We start from the raw sequence: 24572 nt of genomic DNA, 5'->3' as shown, positions 1-24572 counted from the left end.
ACTCATGACTTAGATCACGACGTGAGTTAACTAACGACCCACAGGACCGTCAAGACGTCACGTCAGACATTTCAGGAAGGGCGAGGCAGCATGAGGAGAACCCCCCGCACGGTCCGGCTACTGCTGGCCGGACTCCTCTCCACGGCCGGCATCACCGCGGCCACGACCCCCGCACACGCCGCCGGTGAGCAGGTCACCGCCTGGCTCACCACCACCGACGACTCCGCCGGACGTCATGTGACGCGCGGCCTCCAGCCCCAGACACCGTTCGCCTTCCAGTCCGGCACCGGGGGCGGCGGCGAGAACATCACCGTCGACGAGAACACCCGGTACCAGACCTTCACCGGCGGCGGTGCCTCCTTCACGGACACCGCGGCCTGGCTGATGAACTCCAGCGGGGCCCTCTCGCAGGCCACACGGGACGCGACCATGCGGAAGCTGTTCTCACCGACGGACGGGATCGGGCTGTCGTTCCTGCGCAATCCGATGGGCGCCTCGGACCTGGCGCGGTACGGCTACACGTACGACGACGTGCCGGCCGGGCAGACGGACCCGAACCTGAACAGCTTCTCCATCGCGCACGACCTCGCGGACGTCGTGCCGCTGACGAAGCAGGCCCTCCAGCTCAACCCCTCTCTGACTGTCATGGCCTCGCCATGGACGGCCCCGGCCTGGATGAAGGACAGCGGCTCGCTCAACGGCGGCTGGCTGAAGGCGGAGGACTACGGGGCGTACGCCACCTACTTCGTGAAGTACCTCCAGGCGTACAGGGACCAGGGCGTCGACGTCTCGTACGTGACCCCGCAGAACGAGCCCACCTGCTGCTCCGGCTACCCGTCGATGAGCTGGAACGCGAGCGGCCTCGCGTACTTCCTGAAGAACGAGCTGCTGCCGAAACTACAGTCGGCCGGTCTGTCGACGAAGGTGCTGGCGCACGACTGGAACTGGGACGTGTACGACTCCTACGCGGCCGCGTCCGTGGACGACTCGACGATCCGCAACCACCCCAACTTCGGCGGGATCGCCTGGCACGGTTACGGCGGTGACGTCGGCAAACAGACGTCGGTGCACAACCAGTACCCCTCGCTGGACGCTTTCGGCACCGAGCACTCGGGCGGCACCTGGATCGCCGACCAGCAGCGCGAGGACATGCTCAACATCGTGGACTACACGCGGAACTGGGCGAAGTCCGTGACCAAGTGGTCGCTGGCGGTGGACCAGAACATGGGCCCGCACAACGGCGGGTGCGGGACCTGTACCGGACTGATCACCGTGCACAACGGGGACGGGGCGAGCGGGACCGTCGACTACACGGTCGAGTACTACACGATGGGCCACCTGACGAAGTTCGTCCGCCCGGGGGCCCAGCGGATCGCTTCGACGGCGTCCACGGCCGTGCCGAACGTGGCCTGGCGCAATCCGGACGGTTCGAAGGCCCTGATCGCCTACAACGACGCGTCGGCGGCCAGGACGGTGACCATCAACTGGGGCTCACAGCACGCGACTTACTCACTGCCGGGCCGGACGTCGGCGACGTTCACCTGGTCGGGTACGCAGTCCGGCGGGGGCGCGCAGTCGGGGGCGTTCGTCGGGCTTGCGGGCAAGTGCCTTGATGTGGCGGGCGGTTCGAGTGCGAACGGTACGGCGGTGCAGCTCTACGACTGCAACGGGTCGGCCGCGCAGCAGTGGGCGGTCCAAGCGGACGGTTCGGTCCGGGCGCTCGGCAAGTGCCTTGACGTGACCTCGGGTTCGACTGCCGATGGGGCGAAGGTGCAGTTGTACGACTGCAATGGGAGTGGGGCGCAGCGGTGGGCGTACGACGCCTCGACGGGGGATGTCGTGGATGTGGCGGCGAACAAGTGCCTTGATGTCACGGACAACTCGTCGGTGAACGGGGCGCGGGTGCAGATCTGGTCGTGTACGGGGGCCGCCAACCAGAAGTGGCACTTGCAGTAGGCGCGGCCGGGTTTTTCGCCCCCGCCGCCCCTACCCGTCCCGTACCGGGGGCCGGCCCCCGGACCCCCGCTCCTCAAACGCCGGAGGGGCTGGATTTGGGGCCTGCCCCCAGATCCGCGCTCCTCAAACGCCGGAGAGGCTGGATTTGGGGCCAGCCCCCAGATCCGCGCTCCTCAAACGCCGGAGAGGCTGGATTTGGGGCCAGCCCCCAGGATTTGGCTACTCCGCCGGCTCCACGCCCGCCCGTAGCAGGCCGTACGTGTACGCGTCCTCCAGGGCCTGCCACGATGCTGCGATGACGTTTTCCGCCACGCCCACCGTGGACCATTCGCCGCCGCCGTCGGAGGTGGAGATCAGGACACGGGTGGTGGACTGTGTGCCGTGGACGCCCTCCAGGATGCGGACCTTGTAGTCGACGAGGTCGAGCTTGGCCAGCTGGGGATAGATCTTCTCCAGGGCCACGCGCAGGGCGCGGTCGAGGGCGTTGACCGGGCCGTTGCCCTCCGCGGTGGCGACGATGCGCTCGCCCTTGGCGTAGAGCTTGACCGTGGCCTCGTTGGCGTGGGTGCCGTCGGGGCGGTCCTCGACGATGGCGCGCCAGGACTCGACCTCGAAGTAGCGCAGGGGCTTGCCCTGGACCTCGGCGCGCAGGAGCAGTTCGAAGCTCGCGTCCGCAGCCTCGTAGGTGTAGCCCTTGAGCTCGCGCTCCTTGACGCGCTCGACGACCCGGCCGACCAGCTCACGGTCGCCGCCCAGGTCGATGCCGAGCTCCTTGCCCTTGAGCTCGATCGAGGCGCGGCCGGCCATGTCGGACACGAGCATCCGCATGGTGTTGCCGACCAGTTCGGGGTCGATGTGCTGGTACAGGTCGGGGTCGACCTTGATCGCGGAGGCGTGCAGGCCGGCCTTGTGGGCGAAGGCCGAGACACCGACGTACGGCTGGTGTGTGGAGGGGGTGAGGTTCACGACCTCGGCGATGGCGTGCGAGATCCGGGTCATCTCGCGGAGCGCGCCATCGGGCAGGACCTTCTTGCCGTACTTGAGCTCCAGGGCCGCGACGACCGGGAAGAGGTTGGCGTTGCCGACGCGCTCGCCGTAGCCGTTCGCCGTGCACTGGACGTGGGTCGCGCCCGCGTCGACGGCGGCGAGGGTGTTGGCGACCGCGCAGCCGGTGTCGTCCTGGGCGTGGATGCCGAGCCGGGCGCCGGTGTCGGCGAGGACGGTCGAGACGACGGCCTGGACCTGGGCGGGGAGCATGCCGCCGTTGGTGTCGCAGAGGATCACCACGGACGCCCCGGCCTCGGCGGCGGCCCGTACGACGGCCTTGGCGTACTCCGGGTTGGCGCGGTAGCCGTCGAAGAAGTGCTCGCAGTCGACGAACACCCGGCGGCCCTGCTCACGGAGGTACGAGACCGTGTCGCGGACCATCTCCAGGTTCTCGTCCAGCGTTGTCCGCAGCGCCAGCTCCACATGCCGGTCGTGCGACTTCGCGACCAGGGTGATCACCTCGGCGCCCGAGTCCAGGAGCGCCTTGACCTGCGGGTCCTCGCTCGCCTTGGCACCGGCGCGGCGGGTGGCGCCGAAGGCGACGAGCTGGGCGTTCCGGAAGTCGATCTCCTGCCGGGCGCGGGCGAAGAACTCGGTGTCCCGCGGGTTGGCGCCGGGCCAGCCGCCCTCGATGAAGCCCACGCCGAACTCGTCCAGGTGCCGTGCGATGGCCAGCTTGTCCGCGACCGTGAGGTTGATTCCCTCGCGCTGCGCGCCGTCGCGCAGCGTGGTGTCGAAGACGTGGAACGAATCGTCGAGCTCGCTGGTTGCGGTCATGGTGTTCAAGGCTCCTGCTGTTGGATCCCGTTGGATCGCGGTCTGTACCGGAATGACCGGCTCCACCGTCCCCAATGATCCCTCGCGCTCCGCTCCCGGCTAGAGGTGGGCCAGAAAAGCGAAAAACCCCTCGCGGGTGCGAGAGGTCTGCGCGCGGGTCGAGGACGACGGTGTCCGCCCGTACCTGGTCGTACGTGGCGGTCACTGCGGACCGGCGCGCCTGCTGCCAATAATCATGGCGAACGAGAGCACGGGGGCAGTCTGGCACAAGCCGCCCCCGCGCTCACCCTCCGTCTCAGAATGCGAGCACTGTGCTGATCACCGCAGGTGGCGTACGAAGACGTCGGCGACCGAGTTGGTATCGCCGGGGACCAGGTTCGTCGCCGCCGAGGAGAAGGCGGCCCGGCCGGTGGTGCTCAGGGAGACCGCGTCGGAGGGGCCGTCGGCCTGGCCTCCGTCCGCGGTCAGGCTCACGCGCTCCACGGCGCCGGTCTTCAGGTCCTTGAGGAAGATGTCGGCGACGCCGTTGGTGTCGCCGGGGACGAGGTTGTCGGCGGCCGACGTGAACGCCGCATGGCGGCCGTTCGCGCTCAGACTCACGCTGCCGCTGGGGCCGTCGGCCTGGGTGCCGTCGGCGGCGGTGCTGACGCGGACGGTGGTCCGGGCAGCCCGGTCGTACACGAAGACGTCGGCGGCCTTGTTGGTGTCGTCGGGCACCAGCGAGTACAGGCCGGACTCGAAGGCCACCAGCCGCCCGCTCCCGCTGATCGACGACGCGTCCGCGTAGTTCTTGTAGGCGTAGCCGGTCGGCCGGCTGATCAGCTCCGTGGTCTGGGTGCGCAGGTCGCGCAGGTAGACGAGCCTCGTCCTGGAGACGTCCGCGTGGTCGGGGTCGAGCAGGGCCGGCGTGTCGAAGGTGACGTAGCGGCCGTCCGCGCTGAGGGAGGGGAACAGGGCGTCGGCGTCGGCCAGGACACCTGCGGTCGTGTACTGGACGAGCTGGTTCTTCCCCGTCGTGCGGTCGTGGACGATCACGTCGGCCCGCTCGTTGGTGTCGCCCGGGGCGGCGTCGGGGGCCGAGGTGACGTAGGCGACGGTCCGGCCGTCCGCGCTGATCGCGGGCATGGAGTTGGGCATCCAGCTGGTCGGGCGGCCGGTGCTGATGCGTTCGGTGCGGTGGGTGCGGCGGTCGATGAGGTAGATGTCGTCGACACCGTTGTCGTCGTCCTTCGCGAGCGCGGCCGCCGTGGCGAAGACGACGTAGCGGCCGTCCCCGCTGAGCGCGGGGTCGCTCGCCGGACCGTCGGCGACCCGCTGGGTACGGCCGGTGCGCAGGTCCTTGACGAAGACGTCGGCCGTGCCGTTCCGGTCGCCCGGGACCAGGTCGTCGGCGGCCGAGACGAACGCGACGTACCGTCCGTCGGCGCTGATCGCGGGCGCGGAGGAGGCACCGTCGGCCTGGTGTCCGTCGGTGGCGGTGCTCACCCGGGAGGTCCGGGGTGAGGAGACGGCCGCGGCCGGGAGGGTCGTCCCGGCGAGCGTGGCGACCAGGGCGGCGGCGCCCAGGACCGTGCTGCGTCGTACGAGGTGCATGGAAGTCCCCCTGAGTTCCTTGCAGTCGGGTTCAGCGCATACGGCGGACGAAGCCGTCGTAGAAGCCGTTGGTGTCGCCCGCGACGAGCTGGCTGGAGTAGCTGCCGAGGCCGATGCGGCGGGCGCCCGCGCTCACCGCGTAGACGGCGACGGACTCGTCCGTGACGGGTCCGCCCGTGACGGACTCGCTGACCAGACGGGTGGAGCCGGTGCGCAGGTCGCGGAGGTAGACGTTGTCGGGCCCGAGGCGCCCGTCCGGCACCTTCGGCTGTGCCTCGTAGGTCACGTACCGGCCGTCGGGGCTGAGCACGGGCCCGCTGATCCCGTCCTCGCCCGCGGGGCCGGCCTTGACCCGCCGGGTGACGTCTGCCCGCAGGTCGCGCACGTAGACGGTGGACCCGGTGTCGGGGTTCTCGCCCGGGACCAGTTCCTCGTCGCCCCAGTAGTCGAAGGCGATGGTGCGGCCGTCGGCGGAGAGCGAGGCGGGCAGCGCGTACCGCTGGGCCGGGGTGCCGTCCGGCTTGACGTTGACCTGTTCCTCGGTGCCGGTGCGGCGGTCGTGCACCCAGGTGCGGCCGTACGAGCTGCGCGGCACCAGCTGGGTGTACGCCACATAGCGGCCGTTGTCGCTGAGTCCCTGCAGCAGGGAAGGGTTGTCCGGGCGGTCCCGGTTGCTGATCCGCTCCACTGTGCCGGTGCGGCGGTCGAGGAGATACACGATCCCGAAGAGGTCGCGGGGGTTCGTCTCCATCCGGTCGGCCTTGGCGTTGAAGGCGATGTAGCGGGCGTTCGGCGACATGGCGGCGGCGGCCGTGAAGGCGGAGCCACCGTCGAGGGCCACGCTGATCCGCTCCGTGCGGCCGGTGCGCCGGTCGTGCAGGTAGATGTCCTGGGCTGCCTCGTTCGTGGGCGGGTTGTCCCAGTGGACCAGGTTCCTGGCGTTGGAGCTGAACAGCACGTACCGGCCGTCGGCACTGATGGCCCGCGCCTGCGACTCGCCGCCGACCGCCTGCGCGCCGTCCGAGGCGACATCGACCCGCTCGACCGTCCCCTTGCGCAGATCGCGCACGAAGACGTCCGAGCTGCGGTTGGTGTCGCCCGGCACCAGATTGGACGCGTACGCCGTGAAGACGGCGAACCGGCCGTCCGCGCTGAACTGCGGTCCGTACGCGTTCTCGTCGGCCTGCTCCCGCGTCGCCGACAGCGTGACCCGCTCGGTCCCCGGCCCGGGCGCCGCTGCCGCGGACGACGGCGTCGCCGTCAACGCGACCATGGCTCCCGCAACCACCGCGACGGACATCCCACGCATGGCTCTGAGCACGATTCCCCCTGTGTTCCCCGTGTGACGCTTGTCCCCCGGCCCTGCGCCAAGGGCTCCTTCCGAGGCAAGCGCACCACGCGGGACAGCGTCAATCCGCCGAATTGAGTACAACCGGGGCAGGGGCTCAGACGTCCGCGAGCAGGCTCTCGTCCAGGAACTCCCGTACATGGCCGAGAACTTGCGCCCGGTCCGTCCCGCGCAGCCCGATCGCCACATGGATGGAGAAGCCGTCCAGCAGGGCCCGCAGCCGAGCCGCGTAACGGTCGGGGTCGACACGGCGGAACTCCCCGCGCGACACCCCCTCCGCGAGCAGTGCCACCAGGTCGCGGTGCCAGACGCCCTCGATGGCGGCCTGCCGGTCGCGGGCATCCTCGTCGGCGTTCTGCGAGCGGTTCCAGACCTCCAGCCAGAGGGTCCAGTGCGGGTCGCGGTGACCGTCGGGGACATACAGGTCGACGTAGGCGTCGAGCCGCTCGCGGGCCGTGCCGCCGCGCGCCAGCAGCCGTCCGCGTTCGGCACCCAGCCGGCCCTCGCTCCACTCCAGGGCCTCCAGCAGCAGCTCGTCCTTGGAGCGGAAGTAGTAGAGGAGATGCCCGCTGCTCATGCCGACCTCGCGGCCGAGGGCGGCCATGGTGAGCTTCTCCAGACCGCGCTCGGCGATCATGCCCATGGCGGCGGCGAGGAGTTGTTCGCGGGGCGGGGCGGGAGTGCGGCGCCGGGCGGTCACGTGGCCGCCTCCACGCGCACGGCATCCGGGACGAGCCGCGTCTCGTAGCCGCTGAAGCAGTCTGCGGCCACGATGGCGACCTCGGCCCCGCACCCGCAGACGTGGTTGACCCCGTCGTCCCCGTTCGGACCGCAGCAGCCGGTGAGGCGCCGGTGGTCGGAGTGGGGGGTGATGCCCACGACGTCGTCCGGGTGCAGCACGTAGGTGCCGCGCGGCCCGGCGGAGACCAGCGCGCCCCGCTCGTCGAACTTCCACTTGCCGCCGGGCACGACCCCGTCGTACTCCTCGTCGGGATCGACCGGCTCGAACGGCGCCCCGAAGGGCAGCGGGTCGACGACGTAGGTGCCGCGGGGGACGCTCGGCGGGCCGTGCCGCCTGCCGTCCGGGCCCGGGAGCCCGTCCCGGCCCGGGTACTCGGGCATCTCGTCCAGTTGCCGGACGGGCTCGGTCAGCCGGCCTCCGCAGGCGGCGCAGATCAGCACGTTCACCCGTATGTTCTACCTGACCCCGGTGCCCGGCGCGGGTCGTCAGCGGAGCTTCGGCTGCTGCTGCGTGATGCAGTGGATGCCGCCGCCGCCCGCGAAGATCGTCCGGGCGTCCACGAGGGTCACCGTCCGCTCCGGGAAGAGCCGGCGGAAGATCCCGGCGGCGATCTCGTCGCGCGGGTCGTCGAAGCCGCAGAGCACGACGCCGCCGTTGCAGAGGTAGTGGTTGATGTAGGAGTAGTCGGCCCAGTGGCCGTCGGCCTCCAGCACGGTGGGCGCCGGGACCTCGACGACCTCCAGGCTGCGGCCCCGCGCGTCCGTCTGCGCCTTCAGCAGCCCGATGACCTCCTTCGTCACCTCGTGGTCCGGGTGCGCCGGATCGGGCTGGGAGTGTGCGACCACCACACCGGGGCGCGCGAACGCGGCGACGATGTCGACATGGCCGAGGGTGCCGAAGCCGTGCGGCGGATAGTCGCCGGTGAGGCCGCGGGGCAGCCAGATCGCCTTGCGGGTGCCGAGGTGGGCATGGATCTCCGCCTCGACCTGTTCCTTCGTCCAGCCCGGGTTGCGCTCGGGGCCGAGTTGCACGGTCTGGGTGAGCAGGACCGTCCCCTCGCCGTCGACGTGGATCGCACCGCCCTCGTTGACGAGCTTCGAGGCATACGTCTTCGCGCCCGCGAGGTCCGAGACATACGCGGCGACCTTCGCGTCGTGCTCCCAGCGGGCCCAGCCCTGGGCGCCCCAGCCGTTGAACGTCCAGTCGACGGCGGCGAGTTCACGCCCGTTCGTGAGGAACGTCGGGCCGATGTCCCGCATCCACGCGTCGTCCAGCTCGCGCTCCACGGTGTCGATGTCCGGGCCCAGCAGCTCCTGCGCGAGCGCCGACTGCCCCGGCCCGCACACCACCGTCACCGGCTCGAAGCGGCGGACCGCACGGGCGACCGCGGCCCAGGCGGCGCGGGAGGCGGCGAGGTCCTCCGGGTCCTCGAAGGTGGGATTCGGCCCCGGCCATGCCATCCAGGTGCGCTCGTGCGGGGCCCATTCGGCGGGCATGCGGAAGCCGTCGGCGGCAGCAGACATGGAAGGTCCTTGTCAGAGGAAGCAAAGGGAGCAGAGGAATCAGAGGAAGTAGAGGCGGTTGAGGGAGACGGAGTCGGCCGGCTGCGAGCGGACCGGCTCTCCGTCGAGGGTGACCAGACCGGTCTGCTGGTCGACATCCACCGCTCCGGTACGGGAGTTGAGCCGCAGGTCGGCGGGTCCGATGCCGCGGGTGCCGCGGACGGCGACCCTTCTGCGCCGGGTCGGCATGGTGTCGTTGCCCTGGTCCAGGGCGGCCTGGGCGACGAAGGCGACGGAGATCTCGGCGGGCGTCGCGCCGTGCGCCCCGAACTGCGGTCCGAGGACCAGCGGTTCGCAGGTGTCCGTCGCCGCATTGGGGTCGCCGACCACGCCGTACGCCGGGAAGCCCGACTTGAGGACGAGCTGCGGCTTCGCTCCGAAGTACTCCGGCCGCCACAGCACGATGTCGGCGAGCTTGCCGACCTCGATCGACCCGACCTCGTGCGAGAGCCCGTGCGCGATGGCCGGGTTGATGGTCAGCTTGGCCATGTAGCGCAGGACGCGCTCGTTGTCGTGCTCGTCCGGGGCGCCGAACTCTGCCTTCATCTTCCCGGCCATGGCGAAGGTACGGCGGACGGTCTCGCCGGCCCGCCCCATGCCCTGCGCGTCGGACGAGGTGATGCCGATCGCGCCCAGGTCGTGCAGCACGTCCTCGGCGCCCATGGTCCCGGCACGGATACGGTCGCGCGCCATGGCGGCGTCGCCCGGCAGGTCGGTCTTCAGGTCGTGGACGGAGACGATCATGCCGTAGTGCTCGGCGACGGCGTCCCGCCCGAAGGGCAGGGTGGGGTTGGTGGAGGAGCCGATGACGTTCGGGACACCCGCCATCTTCAGGACGTTGGGGACGTGACCGCCGCCGCACCCCTCGATGTGGAAGGCGTGGATGGTCCGCCCCTCCAGCACTCGCAGGGTGTCCTCCACCGACAGGCACTCGTTCAACCCGTCGCTGTGCAGGGCGACTTGGACGTCGTGCTCCTCGGCGACACGCAACGCCGTGTCCAGGGCACGCGTGTGGGCGCCCATGTCCTCGTGCACCTTGAAGCCGCTCGCGCCACCCTCGGCCAACGCCTCCACCAGAGGCGCGGAGTGCGAGGACGAACCGCGCCCCAGGAAGCCGATGTTGACCGGCCAGGCGTCGAAGGCGTTGAAGGCGTGCCGCAGCGCCCACGGCGAGTTGACGCCGACCCCCCACACGGGCCCGAACTCCTGCCCGATGATCGTGGTCACGCCGGACGCCAGCGAGGCCTCCATGATCCGCGGCGAGAGCAGATGGACGTGCGTGTCGACGGCACCGGCGGTGGCGATGAGCCCCTCGCCGGACACGATCGAGGTCCCGGTACCGACGACGACGTCGACCCCGTCGAGGGTGTCGGGGTTCCCGGCGCGCCCGATCGAGCAGATCCGCCCCTCCCGGATGCCGATCGACACCTTCCGGATCCCCTGCACGGCGTCGATCACCACCACATTGCTGATGACGACGTCACAGGTCTCCCGGACGGCCGCTGCCTTGAGGTGCAGCCCGTCGCGGGCGGTCTTGCCGAAGCCGGCGAGGAACTCGTCGCCGTACCGCTGAGAGTCGGACTCGACGCGGACGGTCAGCCCGGAGTCACCGAGCCGGACCCGGTCGCCGGCGCGGGGCCCGTGGGTGGCGGCATAGGCACGAGGATCGATGCTCGCGTTGAAGTCGTTGCTCATCGGTCTGCTCCCAGATATCCGCAGGCGGCGGCCCTGCGCAGGGCCTCTTCCTTCGCCCCCGGCGCGTCCAGCGCCCCGTCGACGAGCCCCGCGAACCCGATCGCGACCCGCTCGCCCCCGATCGGCACCAAGCCGACCTCGACGCTCTCCCCCGGCCCGAACCGCACCGACGACCCGGCGGGCACGGCGAGCCGCATCCCATAGGCCTGTTCTCGTACGAAGTCGAGGCGCGGGTTGGCCTCGAAGAAGTGGAAGTGGGAGGTGACGGAGACGGGCACGGTGGCGGTGTTGGTCACCGTCAGCCGCACGACCGCCTCGGGCTCGGCATGCTCCGGCCCGGGCAGCAACGCGCCCGGCGCCTGCTCCCCCAGCCCGCCCCCGCCGATCGGATCGCTCACCACCGCGAGCCGCGAACCGTCGTCGAAGACCGCCTCGACATGCACCTCGGTGACGACGTCCGCGACGCCGGGCAGCACATCGTCCGGGCCGAGGACGGACCGGGCGCGCTCGATGGCCTCGGCGAGCCGGGCGCCGTCGCGGGCGGCCTCGCAGACGGTGTCCGCTATCAGCGCGGTGGCCTCGGGCACGTTGAGCCGAAGGCCCCGGGCCCGTCGCGCCCGGGCCAGCTCGGCGGCCCCGAAGAGCAGCAGCCGGTCGCGTTCGGTCGGTGTCAGCCGCATGTCCATCCCTCCATTTAGAGCAACACTCTAAACAAAGAATCCGCCAGGAGGAAGGTCTTGACGGTCTCAGCGCCAAGGGTCACATTGAGTGCCGCTCTAACCAACCGAAAGGGCCGCCATGCCGATCTCGATAGAACAGCGCGGAGTCGACACCATCCCCGACGAGGAACGCACCAGCGGGCCCCGCGATCTCGTCTCGATCCTCCTGGGCTCCAACCTCTGTCTGGGCGTGATCATCTTCGGCTGGCTCCCGCCGTCGTTCGGGCTCGACTGGTGGTCGTCGCTGAGCTCGATCGTGGTCGGCACGGTGGCGGGCACGGCCCTGACTGCGCCCCTGGCCCTGATCTCCCTGCGCACCGCGACGAACCTCTCCACCTCCTCCGGCGCCCAGTTCGGCGTGCGCGGCCGGCTGGTCGGCTCGGTGGTCGGTCTGCTCCTCGCCCTCGGCTACACGGCGCTGACCGTGTGGATCGGCGGGGACGTGATGGTGGGCGTGCTGCGGCGACTGTTCGGTCTGCCGGTGGACGGAGTGGCGTACGCCCTGGTCTACGCGGTCCTCGCCGGGGCGACGGTCGCGGGCGCGGTGTACGGGTACCGGGTGCTGCTGGCCATGTCCCGGGTCCTGGCGATCGGCATGACGGCCCTGCTGGCGCTGGGCGTCATCGCCTACGCCCCGCACTTCACCACCTCGGCGATCCCCGAGACCGGCGGCTATCTGCTGGGCGGCTACTGGCCGACCTGGTTCCTGGCGACGGTGGCCGCGGGCCTGTCCGGCCCGATCGCCTTCATCACCCTCCTCGGCGACTACACCCGCTACATCTCCCCGGACCGCCACTCCTCCCGCCGGGTCCTGCACGCGACCTGGCTCGGCCTGATCCTGGGCCTGCTGGTCCCCCAGCTCTTCGGCACCTTCACGGCGTACGCGGCCCGCGCGGCGACGGACTACGCGGGCCCGCTGGTGACCGCGTCCCCCGCCTGGTACCTGATCCCGCTCCTGCTGTCCGCCACCGCGGGCTCGGTCGGCAACGCCGGTCTGATGCTGTACTCCATGGGCCTCGACCTGGACGCGATCCTGCCGCGCGCGTCCAGGGCCCGAGCCACGTACACGGTCGCCGCGGTCGCGACGGCCTGCGTCTTCGTCGGCCACTACTACTCGAGCGCGCAGGACGCCATGACGTCCTTCGTCCTCCTGCTCACCGCGATCGGCACGCCGTGGGCAGTGATCACGCTGATCGGCTTCGTCCGCTGCCGGGGGGTGTACGACGCGGACGCGCTGCAGGTGTTCAACCGCCGGTCGCGGGGCGGGATCTACTGGTACCGCGCGGGCTGGAACATCCCGGCGGCGGTGTCCTGGGCGGCGGGTGCGGCGACCGGGCTGCTCGCGGTGTCGTTGCCGTCGTACGAGGGCCCGCTGCTGTCACTGACAGGCGGGGTGGACTGCAGTTTCGTGTTGTCGGGGCTGGTGGGCGGCATCACGTATCTGCTGCAGCCAAGGGCCCTGTCCGGGTCGCGTTCAGTCACCTCAGCCCGTCCGGCGTTTGAGGACGAGGCCGTTCAGGCCGAAGCGGGGGGCCTGGGGGGCGCAGCCCCCCCAGTAGGGCCACGGGAGCCCCCCGCACAGAACCCGGCTCAGCCCTCAGCCGAGAAGGTGCATCCACCCGTGCCGGTCCACGGCAGTGCCTCGCTGGATGTCCAGCAGAGCCTCCCGCATCCGGAGGGTGACCTCACCGGGCTCGCCCCCCGCCTGCTGCCACTCCGCGCTCGCGCGCTTCACCGTGCCGACCGGCGTGATCACGGCGGCGGTACCGCACGCGAAGACCTCCGTCAGCGTGCCGTTCTCGGCGTCGCGCTGCCACTGGTCGATGGAGACGCGGCCCTCCTCGGACTCGTAGCCGAGATCGCGGGCGACGGTCAGGAGCGAGTCACGGGTGACGCCCTCGAGGATGGAGCCCGTCAGCGACGGCGTGATGATCTTGTCGCCGTACACGAAGTACAGGTTCATGCCGCCGAGTTCCTCGACCCACTTGTGCTCGACCGCGTCGAGGTAGCAGACCTGGTCGCAGCCCTTGGCGGCGGCCTCGGCCTGGGCGAGCAGGGAGGCCGCGTAGTTGCCTCCGGTCTTGGCGTCGCCGGTGCCGCCGGGGACGGCGCGGACACGGTTCTCGGAGAGCCAGATGGTGACCGGCTTGACGCCGCCGGGGAAGTAGGCACCGGCCGGGGAGGCGATGACCAGGAAGAGGTACTCGTTGGCGGGCTTCACGCCCAGGCCGACCTCGGTCGCGATCATGAAGGGGCGGAGATAGAGGGACTCCTCGCCGCCGTGCGCCGGGACCCATGCCTTGTCCTGCTGGACCAGGGCGTCGCAGGCCTCGATGAACGTCTCGACCGGCAGCTCGGGCATCCCGAGGCGGTGCGCGGAGCGCTGGAAGCGCTCGGCGTTCTTCTCGGGGCGGAAGGTGGCGACGGAGCCGTCGGGCTGGCGGTAGGCCTTGAGGCCCTCGAAGATCTCCTGCGCATAGTGCAGGACCATCGTGGCCGGGTCGAGGGAGAGCGGGGCGTAGGGGACGAGCTGACCGTCGTGCCAGCCGCGGCCCTCGGTCCACTTGATCGTCACCATGTGGTCGGTGAAGTGGCGGCCGAACCCGGGGTTCGCCAGGATCGCCTCGCGCTCCGCGTCGGAGAGTGGCGAGGCCGAGGGCTTGAGCTCGATCGTGGGCGTCGTCATGAGTGGTTGTCCTTCACCGGTTGTGTGTGACGGGCCGCGCTCACGTCCGTACGGCCGGTGGCCAGTGCTAGGACGTCCGAGCATTCCCTCAATCCGCGGCTCCGCGTTCGATTATCGCAAGGCGGAGGCCGTGGAAGAAACGGCGTGAAATGCGGCCCAGGGGATGATGGTGGCACCCGGCGGGGACACAGCGGAAGCCGCCGGGTGCTGATGCGACCCGGCGGCTTCGAAGTGTTTCGAGTGGCCTGGGGGTCCCCCCAGGCCCTTAAGGCTCTGGGGGAGGGTCAGCCGGCTACTCGTACGGCCAGCGCGTCACCGATCTCCGACGTGGAGCGGGCGGGCTTGCCGGTGCGCTCGGCGAGGTCGGCGGAGACCGCCTCGTCGATACGGGCGGCCTCGGCCTCGTAGCCGAGGTGACGCAGGAGCAGCGCGACGGACAGCACCGTGGCGGAGGGGTCGGCCTTGCCCTGGCCTGCGATGTCGGGCGCCGAGCCGTGCACGGGCTCGAACATCGAGGGGAACTCGCCGGACGGGTTGATGTTCCCGCTCGCGGCGACGCCGATGCCGCCGGAGACGGCCGCGGCGAGGTCGGTGATGATGTCGCCGAAGAGGTTGTCGGTGACGATCACGTCGAAGCGCTCGGGCTGCGTGACCAGGTAGATGGTCGCCGCGTCGACGTGCATGTACTCGGTGGTGACCTCGGGGAATTCCGCGGCCACCTTGTTGAAGATGTTGGTCCACAGGTGACCCGCGAAGGTCAGCACGTTGTTCTTGTGGATCAGCGCGAGCTTCTTGCGCGGGCGGGCCTGCGCACGGGCGAAGGCGTCGCGGACGACGCGCTCCACACCGAAGGCCGTGTTGACGGAGACCTCGGTGGCGACCTCGTGCTCGGTGCCCTTGCGGATGGTGCCGCCGTTGCCGGTGTACGGGCCCTCGGTGCCCTCACGGACCACGACGAAGTCGATGCTCGGCTCGCCGGCCAGCGGGGTGGCCACACCCGGGAGCAGCTTGCTCGGCCGCAGGTTGACGTGGTGGTCGAAGGCGAAACGGAGCTTGAGCAGGAAGCCGCGCTCCAGGACGCCGGAGGGGACGCTCGGGTCACCGATCGCGCCCAGCAGAATGGCGTCGTGCTTCTTCAGCGCGTCGAGGTCGGCGTCGGTGAGGGTCTCACCGGTGGCGTGGTAGCGCTGGGCGCCGAAGTCGTACTCCTTGGTCTCCAGCTTCACATCCTGCGGAAGGACGGCGGAGAGGACCTTCAGACCTTCGGCCACGACCTCCTGGCCGATGCCGTCACCGGGAATCACTGCGAGATTGATGCTGCGAGACATGCGGGAACCCTACTCCTCGTCCCATGGAATGACATGCCATGTCCGCCATACGGACACACCGATGACGGAGGGCGTCAACTGGTCGCCACCCGTTCACCCGTATGTCTGGCGGGCGTTGGCCATCGCTGGGAAGTTCCCTCCCATGGACATCCCCGACGTCGGCATCCCGCCACAGCTCGCAAGCCGGATGAGCATGGCCGAGCAGCACGAGTACCTGCGCACCAAGCTGATCCGGCGCCGCACGCTGGTGACGGCCGGCGCAGTGGCAGCGGGCGGGGCGCTGACCGGCTGCGGCGGCGGATCGGGAGCGCAGGGCACGAGGAGTTCGGCGCCCGCGACCCCGACGGTGCACGGCTCGGTCGTCTCCCCCTTCGGCCGCCATCTCGCCTTCGGCGCCGACCCGAAGTCACAGATGCGGGTCTCGTGGCAGGTCCCGCTGGCCGTGCGGAAGCCGTATGTCCGCATCGGCTCCACCCCCGACGACCTGAGCCGGAAGATCGAGGCCGAGGTCCGCGATCTGCACACGCCGGGCGTGACGGGTGTGCGTCCGGCGCTGGAGCAGTACTACCTGCACGCGGCCCTGGACGGCCTGCGCCCCGGCACGACGTACTACTACGGCGTGGGCCACGAGGGCTTCGATCCGGCCTCCCCGAAGCACCGCTCGACGATCGGCACCTTCCGCACGGCGCCGGCGTCCCCGGAGAAGTTCGTGTTCACGGCCTTCGGCGACCAGGGCGTCAGCCAGGCCGCGGCCGCCAACGACCACGTCATCCTGCGCCAGAAGCCCGCCTTCCATCTGCACGCGGGTGACATCTGCTACGCCGACACCAACGGCCGGGGCGAGAAGTCGGACGGCTACGACCCCGCGTTCTGGGACCTGTTCCTCAAGCAGAACGAGCCGGTGGCGAGGTCGGTGCCCTGGATGGTGACGACCGGCAACCACGACATGGAGGCCTGGTACTCGCCGGAGGGCTACGGCGGCCAGCTGGCCCGCTTCTCCCTCCCGGACAGCGGCTTCGACGCCCGCACGGCGCCCGGGGTGTACGCGTTCACCTACGGCAACGTCGGCTTCGTGGCGTTGGACGCCAACGACGTCTCGTACGAGATCCCCGCCAACTTCGGCTACACGGGCGGCAGGCAGACGAAGTGGCTGGACCGGAAGCTGGCCGAGCTGCGGGCTGCGAACGACGTCGACTTCGTCGTCGTCTTCTTCCACCACTGCGCCTACTCGACCTCCGCGCACGCCTCCGACGGCGGCGTGCGCGCGGAGTGGCTGCCGCTGTTCGCCAAGCACCAGGTGGACCTGGTGATCAACGGCCACAACCATGTGTACGAGCGGACGGACGCCATCAGGAACGGCGAGGTCGGCAGGCCGGTCCCCATCGGTGCGTCGACCGACCCGGCACGGGACGGGATCGTGTATGTCACGGCGGGCGGCGGTGGCCGTGATCTGTACGGCTTCCCGGCGGGCGTGAAGGAGAGCTACGAGGGGCACGTAACGCACCACGACTCCGTCGGCACCTTCCGGTGGACGAGGTCGAAGGCCTCCGCGGCGGAGACCGTGGAGTGGTCGCGGGTGCGCTACCGGGGCTTCTCCCTGCTCACGGTGGAGGCGGAGAGCGGTGCGAAGCCCGCCCTGAAGGTGTCGGCGCTCACGGACAGCGGCGAGCGCATCGATCACTTCGAGGTGCGGCGCGGGGTGTGAGTCCGCGCCGCACCTCATGCGGGTGCGGCTCCCGGCTCAGTGGTGATGCCCGGCTCAGTGGCCGGTCGAACCGCCGTTGTCCCTGCGATCGAGGGCGCGCTGGAGGGCGGCTGCGGCGTTCTTGCGGTCGGACTCGCTCGTACGGGAGATGTGACGGACTCGGCGGCGTGCGGTCGTCTCGGCCATGGGAAATCGACTCCTTCGAAATCCGGGAGTGCGGAAAGGGGTTACGAGACGCCGGATGGGGCGGGGAGCGGTGCCGCAGGGGTTGCCTGCACGGGGCGCGCTCACGACCGCCATTCGCTTGGTCGAGCGAGACGTTCGGCTCCTACAAAAGTAAGCGAGCGGGCCCGGTCTGTCTCCACAATTACTCGGACTTCCTACTATCTGAGACGGTGGATTGGGTCACACCGCTCTGAGCTGGGATTTCGCCCACACGGCTGATCCTCGGCACGGCATGCGACAACAGCCACCGGTGAAGGGAACGGTGAGTTCATGAACGACAAGGCCAAGGCACTTCTCGAGGGCGGCCCGCAGGATCTGCCGGAGCGGATCGTGCCGATCGCGACGCCCGGAGCAGACCTGAAGATCGAGCTGCGCAACGGCTACGAGCACTTCAGGCGGACCGCACGCCACGCGGACACACCGGAGGGCACGCTCCGGGTGTACGAGTGGTGGGAGCGCACGGAACTGCCCGGCTAGCCCCGGGGCCGCAGCGCCGCCGCCACCGCCTCCCGGAACCCCTTCGGGTCCTCCACCCACGGCGCGTGCCCGGCCTCCGGCAGCGTCGCGCGGCGTACCCGCGGCAGGGCCCGTTCCAGGGAGTCGACCGCCGAGCGTGGCCGCGGGTCCCGCTCGCCGTCGACGATCAGCACGGGCACGTCGAGGGACGTGCAGGCGTCGTAGAGCCCGGGAGTGCCCCAGTTCCGCCTGCGCTCGTCGTTGAGGGCCCTGCTGCACTCGGTGTTGATCCCGAGCCAGGGGTCGGCGAGCCGCCCGGCGTGCTCCAGCGCCCGTTCCCGGTCCGGGTAGTCGGCGGACCACTGGAGCACCGCCCGCTCCCGCTCCTCGCCCTCGCTCAGATGCGGCCGGTCCGTCAACTCCCGCCACCGCGCCAGCCGTTCGGGCCGCTCACCGAGCCGCGCGAGGAGGTTCTCCCGGAAGGCGCCGAACCAGTCGGAGTCCGGTCCGATGCCCGTGCCGCTCACGTACACCAGCGAACTCACCCGCTCGGGATGCGCGAGCGCACAGCTCAACGCCAGTTGCGCACCCCACGAGTGACCGAGCAGCGCCATCCGCTCCAGCCCGAAGTGCCGCCGTACGGCGTCGAGATCGGCGACGAACCGCTCGCTGGTCCACGGCCCGGCGCACCGCTCCGAACGGCCGCATCCGCGCTGGTCCCAGCGGACGACCGTGGCCAGGTCGCCCAGTATCCCGGCCACGTCCTCGAAGTAGTCCCAGAGCCCGGGGCCGCCGTGGCAGAGCACCAGGGGGTCGCCGCTGCCCGACCGTGCGGCCCACAGACGTACGCCGTCGTCGGCCACCACGGTCGAGCTCTCGTGCTGCGTCACCGTCATGAGGGGCAGTCTGCCCCGGCGACGGGTCAGCCCATGTGCGGGTACGTGTAGTCCGTCGGCGGGACCAGCGTCTCCTTGATCGCTCGGGTCAGGGTCCAGCGCATCAGGTTCTGCGGGGCGCCGGCCTTGTCGTTGGTGCCGGAGGCACGGCCGCCGCCGAAGGGCTGCTGGCCGACGACGGCGCCGGTCGACTTGTCGTTGATGTAGAAGTTGCCGGCCGCGTAGCGGAGCTTGTCCATCGTGTACGCGGCCGCCGCGCGGTCATTGGAGATGACCGAGCCCGTCAGCGCGTAGTCGGACACCGACTCCATCTGGGTCAGCATCTCCTCGTACTTGTCGTCCTCGTAGACGTGCACGGCGAGGAACGGGCCGAAGTACTCGGTGCGGAAGACCTCGTTCTCCGGGTCGTTGCACTCGACGACGGTCGGGCGGACGAAGTAGCCGACCGAGTCGTCGTAGGTGCCGCCCGCGACGATCGTGCAGGCCGGGTCGGACTTCGCGCGGTCGATGGCGGCCTTGTTCTTGGCGAAGGAGCGCTCGTCGATGACGGCGCCGATGAAGTTGGAGAGGTCGGTGACGTCACCCATGGTCAGGTAGTCGACCTCGGCGGCGAACTCCTCCTTGAAGCCGGAGTTCCAGATGGACGCCGGGATGTAGGCGCGGGAGGTCGCGCTGCACTTCTGGCCCTGGTACTCGAAGGCACCGCGGGTGAGCGCCGTCTTCAGGACCGCGGGGTCGGCGCTCGGGTGGGCGACCAGGAAGTCCTTGCCGCCGGTCTCGCCGACCAGGCGCGGGTAGGAGCGGTACTTCTCGATGTTGTTGCCGACCGTCTTCCACAGGTACTGGAAGGTCTTGGTCGAGCCGGTGAAGTGGATGCCCGCGAGGTCGCGGTGCTCGAGGGCCACCTTGGAGACCTCGATGCCGTCGCCGGTGACGAGGTTGATGACGCCCTTGGGCAGACCCGCCTCCTCCAGCAGCTGCATCAGCAGGACGGCCGCGTGGGTCTGGGTCGGCGACGGCTTCCAGACGACGACGTTGCCCATCAGCGCAGGGGCGGTGGGCAGGTTGCCCGCGATCGCGCTGAAGTTGAACGGCGTGATCGCGTAGACGAAGCCCTCCAGCGGGCGGTGGTCGAGGCGGTTCCAGACGCCCGTGGAGTTGGCCGGGGGCTGCTCGGCCAGGATCTGGCGGGCGTAGGCGACGTTGAAGCGCCAGAAGTCGATCAGCTCGCAGGGACAGTCGATCTCGGCCTGCTGGGCGGTCTTCGACTGGCCGAGCATGGTGGAGGCCGCAAGGGTCTCGCGCCACGGGCCGGAGAGCAGCTCCGCCGCGCGCAGGATGATCGCGGCGCGGTCGTCGAAGGACATCGCACGCCAGGCGGGCGCGGCGGCGAGGGCCGCGTCGATGGCGTCCTGCGCGTCCTGCTGGGTGGCGTTGGCGTACGTGCCCAGGCGGGCCTTGTGGTTGTGCGGCTGCACGACGTCGAACCGCTCGCCGCCGCCCATCCGCTTCTCGCCGCCGATCGTCATCGGCAGGTCGACCGGGTTCTCGGCCAGCTCCTTGAGCTTGGCCTCCAGCCGGGCGCGCTCGGGCGAGCCGGGGGCGTAGCCGTGCACCGGCTCGTTGACGGGGGTGGGGACCTGGGTCACAGCGTCCATGGATCCGTAACTCCTTGATGTTGAGCGGGTGTTGCGAGCTGGTGGGGTGCGGGCTCAGCCCTTGCTGACCATCGACCGGACGAAGAAACGCAGGTTCGCCGGCTTTTCGGCCAGGCGCCGCATGCTGCGCCTTCCCGGGGGACAACTCCCGGACCCCCGGCCGACGCCGCGGCAGGGCCTCGTTGTCTCAGCCACGTGTGATCATGCTCCTCAGGAAGAAGCGCAGGTTCGCCGGCTTTTCAGCGAGCCGCCGCATGAAGTAGCCGTACCAGTCGGTGCCGTAGGCGGTGTAGACGCGCATGCGGTGGCCCTCGGCGGCCAGCCGCAGGTGCTCGTCGCTGCGGATGCCGTACAGCATCTGGAACTCGTACTCGTCGAGCTTGCGCCCGGCCTGGCGGGCGAGCTCCTGCGCGATCGAGATCAGGCGCGGGTCGTGGGACCCGATCATCGGATACCCCTCGCCCTCCATCAGAGTCCTCAGAACCCGGACGTACGCCTTGTCGATCTCGTGCTTCTGCTGGTACGCGACCTCGGCAGGCTCCTTGTAGGCGCCCTTCACCAGCCGCACCCGGCTGCCGGCCGCGGCGAGGCGGCGGGCGTCGGCCTCGGTGCGGAAGAGGTAGGCCTGGATGACGCAGCCGGTCTGCGGGAAGTCCTTCCGCAGCTCCTCGTGGATGGCGAACATCGAGTCGAGGGTGGTGTGGTCCTCGGCGTCGAGCGTGACCGTCGTACCGATGGCGGCGGCGGCCTCGACGACGGGCCGGACGTTGGCGAGGGCCAGCTCGTGGCCGCCGTCCAGCGCTTGCCCGAACATCGACAGTTTGACGGACATCTCGACCCGCTCGCCCAGCTGCAGCTCCTCCAGCCGGCTGGTCAGCGCCAGGTAGGCGTCCCGGGCCGCGGCGGCCTGCTCGGGGGTGGTGATGTCCTCGCCGACGACGTCCATCGTCAGCTCCAGGCCGCGACCGGTGAGGTCCTTGATGATCGGCACGATGTCGTCGACGGTCTCACCGGGGATGAAGCGGTCGACGACCTGCTTGGTCACCGGGGCCGCCGAGATCAGGCGTCGCATCCGGTCGCTGCGCGACGCGGCAAGAATCACGGGACCCAGCACGGGGCACCTCCACAAACCAGCAGATAGAACCACCGTGAAACCTAAGGATCCCTCCGATCCTCAGCCATCGACAGCTGTCACGCATCCGTGCCGCAGATCTCAGACAGATGTATGAAGCGGGCCTGGAAATGCGGGAGAATGCCCGAGTGACGTCCGAAGTTTTCAGCCACGCCGGGGACTACCAGGAGCTGGTCGACGAGATCTCCGAGCTCCTCGGCGTCCCCGCGACCCTGGAGAACCGGGACTTCGAGCTGATCGCCTTCGGTGCGTACGACAGTGAGGGCGACCTCGACACCTCCGCCCTGGACCCCGTGCGCACCCGCTCGATCCTGACGCGGCGCTCCACGTCCGCCGTCCGTTCGTGGTTCGAGGGCTTCGGCATCACGCGGGCGACGGGCCCGGTCCGTATCCCGCCGACCCCCGAGGCCGGCGTGTACCGGGGACGTATCTGCCTGCCGGTACGCCATCGGGGCGTCGTCCTGGGGTACGTGTGGCTGCTGGACTCCGACCCGGGCCCGACCGACCGGCAGCTGACCGCGGCCATGGACGTGGCGGCCCGCATCGGCGCGCTGCTGGCGGACGAGGCGCAGCACGGCGCCGACCTCACCCGGGAGCTGCGGGCCGTGCTCACCGCCGAGCGCGGCTGGCCGCAGGACATGGCGGTGGCGGAACTGCGCACCGCGCTGGGCTCGCGCGCGGACGGCCTGCACACGGTGGTCTGCGTGACGCCCTGGCCGTCCGCCGACCCGGACGACGCCCCTTCGGTCCGTACGGTGCCGGGGGCGACGGCGCTCTGCACGGTGCCGTGGGGTGCGGCCTCCCAGGCCCTCGCCCTGCTGGTACGGCTGCGCTCGGCGGACGTCCTGACGCCGGCCACCTCGGCGGCGGGGCGACTGCTGGAGCGGGCGCGGCAGCTGGAGGGGGGCGGCACGGCGGCGTGCGGGGTCGCGGCCGCGCGCACCGGGCTCGCGGAGGTGGGGACGGCCTGGCGCGAGGCCTTGGCGGCGGCGCGGGCCGCGCTGGCGGAGCCCCGGCTGGGTCCCGTCGCCCAGTGGGCGCACATCGGCCCGTTCCGCCTGCTGACCTCGCTGCCGCCGGAGGTGGCCCACGACCCTGCCGTAGAGACCCTGTTGTCCCCCACCTACCGCGAACTCGCCCGCACGGCCGAGATCTACCTCGACTGTGCGGGCCAGGCCGCCCGCACGGCTGCCGAGCTGGGCATCCACCGCCAGACCCTGTACTACCGCCTGTCCCGCGTGGAGAAGCTGACGGGCCTCGACCTGGACGACGGCGAGGACCGGCTGCTGCTGCACATGGCACTGAAGGGGGCAAGGCTGTAGCCATGCCGCCGCTGCTGATGATCGACCTGGACAACACCCTCGTCGACCGAGACGCAGCCTTCCGGACCGCAGCGGCCGCCTTCCTCGCCGAGCAGACCCTGCCCGCCGACGCTGTTGTGTGATCGCCGCCACAATGATTACTGAAAATGATTGTCATCATGCTAACGTCGCCGCACTCACCCTTGACCACCCCTTTACCCGGAGGGTTCCGTGCGCCTGCCCGCTCGCCGTCTGCTCCCCGCCACCGCTCTCACCGCGGCCTCGGCCCTGCTCACCGGCTGCTTCTCGGGGACCCCCGCCGAGGGGGACGGTGACGGCCGGCGCATCCGCGTCGCGATGATGCAGCCCCCGCGCTCGGGCCTCTCCCCGCTCTCCGACGACGCGTTCAAGCTGTCGCGCTGGTCGACCGCCGAGACCCTGGTGAAGCTGGACGCGGACGGTGACGCCGAACCCGCCCTTGCCACCAAGTGGACGCAGTCCGGCCGGAGCTGGACCTTCCGGATACGCGACGGCGTCACCTTCCACGACGGCACGAAGCTCGACGCCGAGGCCGTCGTCCGCTCCCTCACCAGGGCCGCGACCGCCTCCCCCAAGCCCCGCATCCTCGACGGCGTCGACCTCACGGCCGAGGCACACGGGGACACCGTCACCGTCACCACCGCCGACGAGGACCCACTCGTCCCCCAGCGGCTCAGCTCACCACAGCTGTCGATCCTCGCGGCGAAGGCGTACCGCGGGAAGACGGTGAACCCTGTCGGCGCCGGCACCGGCCCCTTCGAGCTCGTGTCCGTCGACGGCACCTCCGCCGCCACCCTCGACCGCTACGACGCCTACTGGGGCGGCAGGGCCAAGTCCCCCGGAATCGCAGTGAAGTTCGTGCCCGACGGCACCGCCCGCGCGGCTGCGCTCCGCAGCGGTGAGGCCGACATCGTCGAGGCGGTGCCCGTCTCGCAGGCCGCGCTGCTCGACGAGGACCTGATCACCGAGGTTCCGATGCCGCGCACCAACACGCTGTACCTCAACACGTCCGACGGCCCCTTCAAGGACGCCTCCCTGCGAGCCGCCGCCCGCGAGGCCGTGGACGCCGAGTCGATCGTGAAGGGCGTGTACGAGGGCCGCGCCGACGTCGCCCATGGACTGCTCGGGCCCGCACTGCCGTGGGCGGCCGAACTGCGGCGGCCGGTGTCCCACGCCAAGGCGGGCAGGCCCGCGGGCCGGACCGTCACCATCGGCACCTTCACCGACCGAGCCGAACTCCCCGAGGTCGCCGCCGCACTGCAACAGCAGCTCCAGAAGGCCGGGTTCAAGGTGAAACTGGTGGTCCGCGAGTACGCGAACATCGAATCGGACGCGCTGGCCGGCAGGTTCGACGCGTTCATCCTCTCCCGTGCCACGGTCCTCGACTCCGGCGACCCGGCCGCCTACCTCTACAGCGACTTCGCCTCCGACGGCTCCTTCAACATCTCCCAGCTGGCGGACCCGGCCGTGGACAAGGCGCTGAAGAAGGCCGGCGAGACGGAGAGCGGCGAGGCCAGGCGCAAGGCGGTCGTCGCCGCGGAGGCCGCCGTGCTCGCCACCGACGCCGCCGTGCCCATGCTCCACGAGCGCGTGATCCAGGGCGACGCGGCAGCGGTCAGGGGTGCCGCCCACGACCCGCGCGAGCGGGAACTGGTCACGGCGGACACGTACGTCAAGTGAGGCACCGCACAAGGGGGTTGCCGACCG

19 protein-coding genes and 1 pseudogene are annotated in these 24572 nt (G+C 70.5%); 6 read left to right on the top strand and 14 right to left on the bottom strand.

Annotation, left to right across the window (positions count from 1 at the left end):
- Positions 1–90: 90 nt before the first annotated feature.
- Positions 91–1956, top strand: coding sequence for a lectin (locus IH68_RS0134510; RefSeq protein WP_030942951.1), 1866 nt, complete (start codon positions 91–93; stop codon positions 1954–1956).
- 219 nt (positions 1957–2175) lie between these two features.
- On the opposite strand, the gene cimA is transcribed toward IH68_RS0134510, so the two are convergent.
- From cimA to ureA, 8 genes are all read right to left on the bottom strand, one after another.
- The gene (cimA, locus tag IH68_RS0134505) at positions 2176–3780 is read right to left on the bottom strand and encodes a citramalate synthase (RefSeq protein WP_030942949.1); all 1605 of its coding nucleotides are present in this window, start codon (positions 3778–3780) and stop codon (positions 2176–2178) included.
- A 318-nt stretch (positions 3781–4098) separates the two neighbouring features.
- A complete protein-coding gene (locus IH68_RS0134500) occupies positions 4099–5373 on the bottom strand; it encodes a PD40 domain-containing protein (RefSeq protein WP_030942947.1) in 1275 nt (424 codons plus the stop codon).
- 31 nt (positions 5374–5404) lie between these two features.
- Entirely contained in the window at positions 5405–6682 is a 1278-nt protein-coding gene (locus tag IH68_RS0134495) for a TolB family protein (RefSeq protein ID WP_159403766.1), read from the bottom strand.
- A 136-nt stretch (positions 6683–6818) separates the two neighbouring features.
- Positions 6819–7421, bottom strand: coding sequence for a TetR/AcrR family transcriptional regulator (locus tag IH68_RS0134490; RefSeq protein ID WP_030942943.1), 603 nt, complete (start codon positions 7419–7421; stop codon positions 6819–6821).
- Positions 7418–7909, bottom strand: coding sequence for a hypothetical protein (locus tag IH68_RS52420; protein WP_030942941.1), 492 nt, complete (start codon positions 7907–7909; stop codon positions 7418–7420). Before IH68_RS52420 ends, IH68_RS0134490 begins: the two co-directional genes overlap by 4 nt.
- Positions 7910–7948: 39 nt before the next feature.
- Positions 7949–8986, bottom strand: coding sequence for an agmatine deiminase family protein (locus IH68_RS0134480; protein ID WP_030942937.1), 1038 nt, complete (start codon positions 8984–8986; stop codon positions 7949–7951).
- Between the two features lie 39 nt (positions 8987–9025).
- The gene (locus IH68_RS0134475) at positions 9026–10720 is read right to left on the bottom strand and encodes an urease subunit alpha (RefSeq protein ID WP_030942935.1); all 1695 of its coding nucleotides are present in this window, start codon (positions 10718–10720) and stop codon (positions 9026–9028) included.
- Entirely contained in the window at positions 10717–11400 is a 684-nt protein-coding gene (gene ureA / locus IH68_RS0134470; protein WP_030942933.1) for an urease subunit gamma, read from the bottom strand. The genes IH68_RS0134475 and ureA overlap by 4 nt, the downstream gene beginning before the upstream one ends.
- Before the next feature lie 124 nt (positions 11401–11524).
- Between ureA and IH68_RS53890 the strand changes: the two are divergent.
- Positions 11525–12904, top strand: a pseudogene (locus IH68_RS53890) (cytosine permease); the annotation flags it as partial.
- Positions 12905–13036: 132 nt separating this feature from the next.
- On the opposite strand, the gene IH68_RS0134440 reads toward IH68_RS53890, so the two are convergent.
- Together IH68_RS0134440 and IH68_RS0134435 are read right to left on the bottom strand one after the other, a co-directional pair.
- Positions 13037–14125, bottom strand: coding sequence for a branched-chain amino acid aminotransferase (locus tag IH68_RS0134440; RefSeq protein ID WP_030942931.1), 1089 nt, complete (start codon positions 14123–14125; stop codon positions 13037–13039).
- A gap of 284 nt (positions 14126–14409) precedes the next feature.
- Complete coding sequence (locus IH68_RS0134435) at positions 14410–15453, bottom strand: 3-isopropylmalate dehydrogenase (RefSeq protein WP_030942930.1); 1044 nt, start codon at positions 15451–15453, stop codon at positions 14410–14412.
- 142 nt (positions 15454–15595) lie between these two features.
- On the opposite strand from IH68_RS0134435, the gene IH68_RS0134430 reads away from it, so the two are divergent.
- The gene (locus IH68_RS0134430; protein ID WP_030942929.1) at positions 15596–17158 is read left to right on the top strand and encodes a purple acid phosphatase family protein; all 1563 of its coding nucleotides are present in this window, start codon (positions 15596–15598) and stop codon (positions 17156–17158) included.
- Positions 17159–17212: 54 nt separating this feature from the next.
- Here IH68_RS0134430 and IH68_RS59235 read toward each other — a convergent pair whose 3' ends face one another.
- The gene (locus IH68_RS59235; protein ID WP_107056436.1) at positions 17213–17344 is read right to left on the bottom strand and encodes a hypothetical protein; all 132 of its coding nucleotides are present in this window, start codon (positions 17342–17344) and stop codon (positions 17213–17215) included.
- Positions 17345–17653: 309 nt separating this feature from the next.
- On the opposite strand from IH68_RS59235, the gene IH68_RS0134420 reads away from it, so the two are divergent.
- Positions 17654–17860, top strand: coding sequence for a DUF5988 family protein (locus tag IH68_RS0134420; RefSeq protein ID WP_030942927.1), 207 nt, complete (start codon positions 17654–17656; stop codon positions 17858–17860).
- Here the strand turns inward: IH68_RS0134420 and IH68_RS0134415 are convergent.
- From IH68_RS0134415 to IH68_RS0134405, 3 genes are all read right to left on the bottom strand, one after another.
- Positions 17857–18735 carry an alpha/beta fold hydrolase gene (locus tag IH68_RS0134415; protein ID WP_030942925.1) on the bottom strand — a complete coding sequence of 293 codons (879 nt, stop codon included), beginning with the start codon at positions 18733–18735 and terminating at the stop codon, positions 17857–17859. The genes IH68_RS0134420 and IH68_RS0134415 overlap by 4 nt on opposite strands.
- Before the next feature lie 26 nt (positions 18736–18761).
- On the bottom strand, positions 18762–20393 hold the full coding sequence (pruA, locus tag IH68_RS0134410) for an L-glutamate gamma-semialdehyde dehydrogenase (protein ID WP_030942922.1): 1632 nt from the start codon (positions 20391–20393) through the stop codon (positions 18762–18764).
- 187 nt (positions 20394–20580) lie between these two features.
- Positions 20581–21507: a proline dehydrogenase family protein gene (locus tag IH68_RS0134405; RefSeq protein WP_030942919.1), complete on the bottom strand. Its 927-nt coding sequence runs from the start codon at positions 21505–21507 to the stop codon at positions 20581–20583.
- Positions 21508–21635: 128 nt separating this feature from the next.
- On the opposite strand from IH68_RS0134405, the gene IH68_RS0134400 reads away from it, so the two are divergent.
- Positions 21636–22847: a PucR family transcriptional regulator gene (locus tag IH68_RS0134400; protein WP_030942917.1), complete on the top strand. Its 1212-nt coding sequence runs from the start codon at positions 21636–21638 to the stop codon at positions 22845–22847.
- Between the two features lie 210 nt (positions 22848–23057).
- Positions 23058–24545 carry an ABC transporter substrate-binding protein gene (locus tag IH68_RS0134390; RefSeq protein WP_030942914.1) on the top strand — a complete coding sequence of 496 codons (1488 nt, stop codon included), beginning with the start codon at positions 23058–23060 and terminating at the stop codon, positions 24543–24545.
- Positions 24546–24572: the final 27 nt, after the last annotated feature.

This window comes from Streptomyces sp. NRRL S-646, from assembly GCF_000720765.1.
Taxonomy (GTDB): Bacteria; Actinomycetota; Actinomycetes; order Streptomycetales; family Streptomycetaceae; genus Streptomyces.
This window is presented reverse-complemented; position numbering and strand designations above follow the sequence as displayed.

Bases quoted from the DNA above. Each gene is read 5' to 3' on its own strand.
- IH68_RS0134475 (WP_030942935.1), bottom strand. From the start codon at position 10,720: ATGAGCAACGACTTCAACGCGAGCATCGATCCTCGTGCCTATGCCGCC.
- IH68_RS0134400 (WP_030942917.1), top strand. From the start codon at position 21,636: ATGCGGGAGAATGCCCGAGTGACGTCCGAAGTTTTCAGCCACGCCGGG.
- cimA (WP_030942949.1), bottom strand. From the start codon at position 3,780: ATGACCGCAACCAGCGAGCTCGACGATTCGTTCCACGTCTTCGACACC.
- IH68_RS59235 (WP_107056436.1), bottom strand. From the start codon at position 17,344: ATGGCCGAGACGACCGCACGCCGCCGAGTCCGTCACATCTCCCGTACG.
- IH68_RS0134500 (WP_030942947.1), bottom strand. From the start codon at position 5,373: ATGCACCTCGTACGACGCAGCACGGTCCTGGGCGCCGCCGCCCTGGTC.
- IH68_RS0134495 (WP_159403766.1), bottom strand. From the start codon at position 6,682: ATGCGTGGGATGTCCGTCGCGGTGGTTGCGGGAGCCATGGTCGCGTTG.
- IH68_RS0134510 (WP_030942951.1), top strand. From the start codon at position 91: ATGAGGAGAACCCCCCGCACGGTCCGGCTACTGCTGGCCGGACTCCTC.
- IH68_RS0134480 (WP_030942937.1), bottom strand. From the start codon at position 8,986: ATGTCTGCTGCCGCCGACGGCTTCCGCATGCCCGCCGAATGGGCCCCG.
- IH68_RS0134440 (WP_030942931.1), bottom strand. From the start codon at position 14,125: ATGACGACGCCCACGATCGAGCTCAAGCCCTCGGCCTCGCCACTCTCC.
- pruA (WP_030942922.1), bottom strand. From the start codon at position 20,393: ATGGACGCTGTGACCCAGGTCCCCACCCCCGTCAACGAGCCGGTGCAC.
- IH68_RS0134435 (WP_030942930.1), bottom strand. From the start codon at position 15,453: ATGTCTCGCAGCATCAATCTCGCAGTGATTCCCGGTGACGGCATCGGC.
- IH68_RS0134415 (WP_030942925.1), bottom strand. From the start codon at position 18,735: ATGACGGTGACGCAGCACGAGAGCTCGACCGTGGTGGCCGACGACGGC.
- IH68_RS0134430 (WP_030942929.1), top strand. From the start codon at position 15,596: ATGGACATCCCCGACGTCGGCATCCCGCCACAGCTCGCAAGCCGGATG.
- ureA (WP_030942933.1), bottom strand. From the start codon at position 11,400: ATGCGGCTGACACCGACCGAACGCGACCGGCTGCTGCTCTTCGGGGCC.
- IH68_RS0134420 (WP_030942927.1), top strand. From the start codon at position 17,654: ATGAACGACAAGGCCAAGGCACTTCTCGAGGGCGGCCCGCAGGATCTG.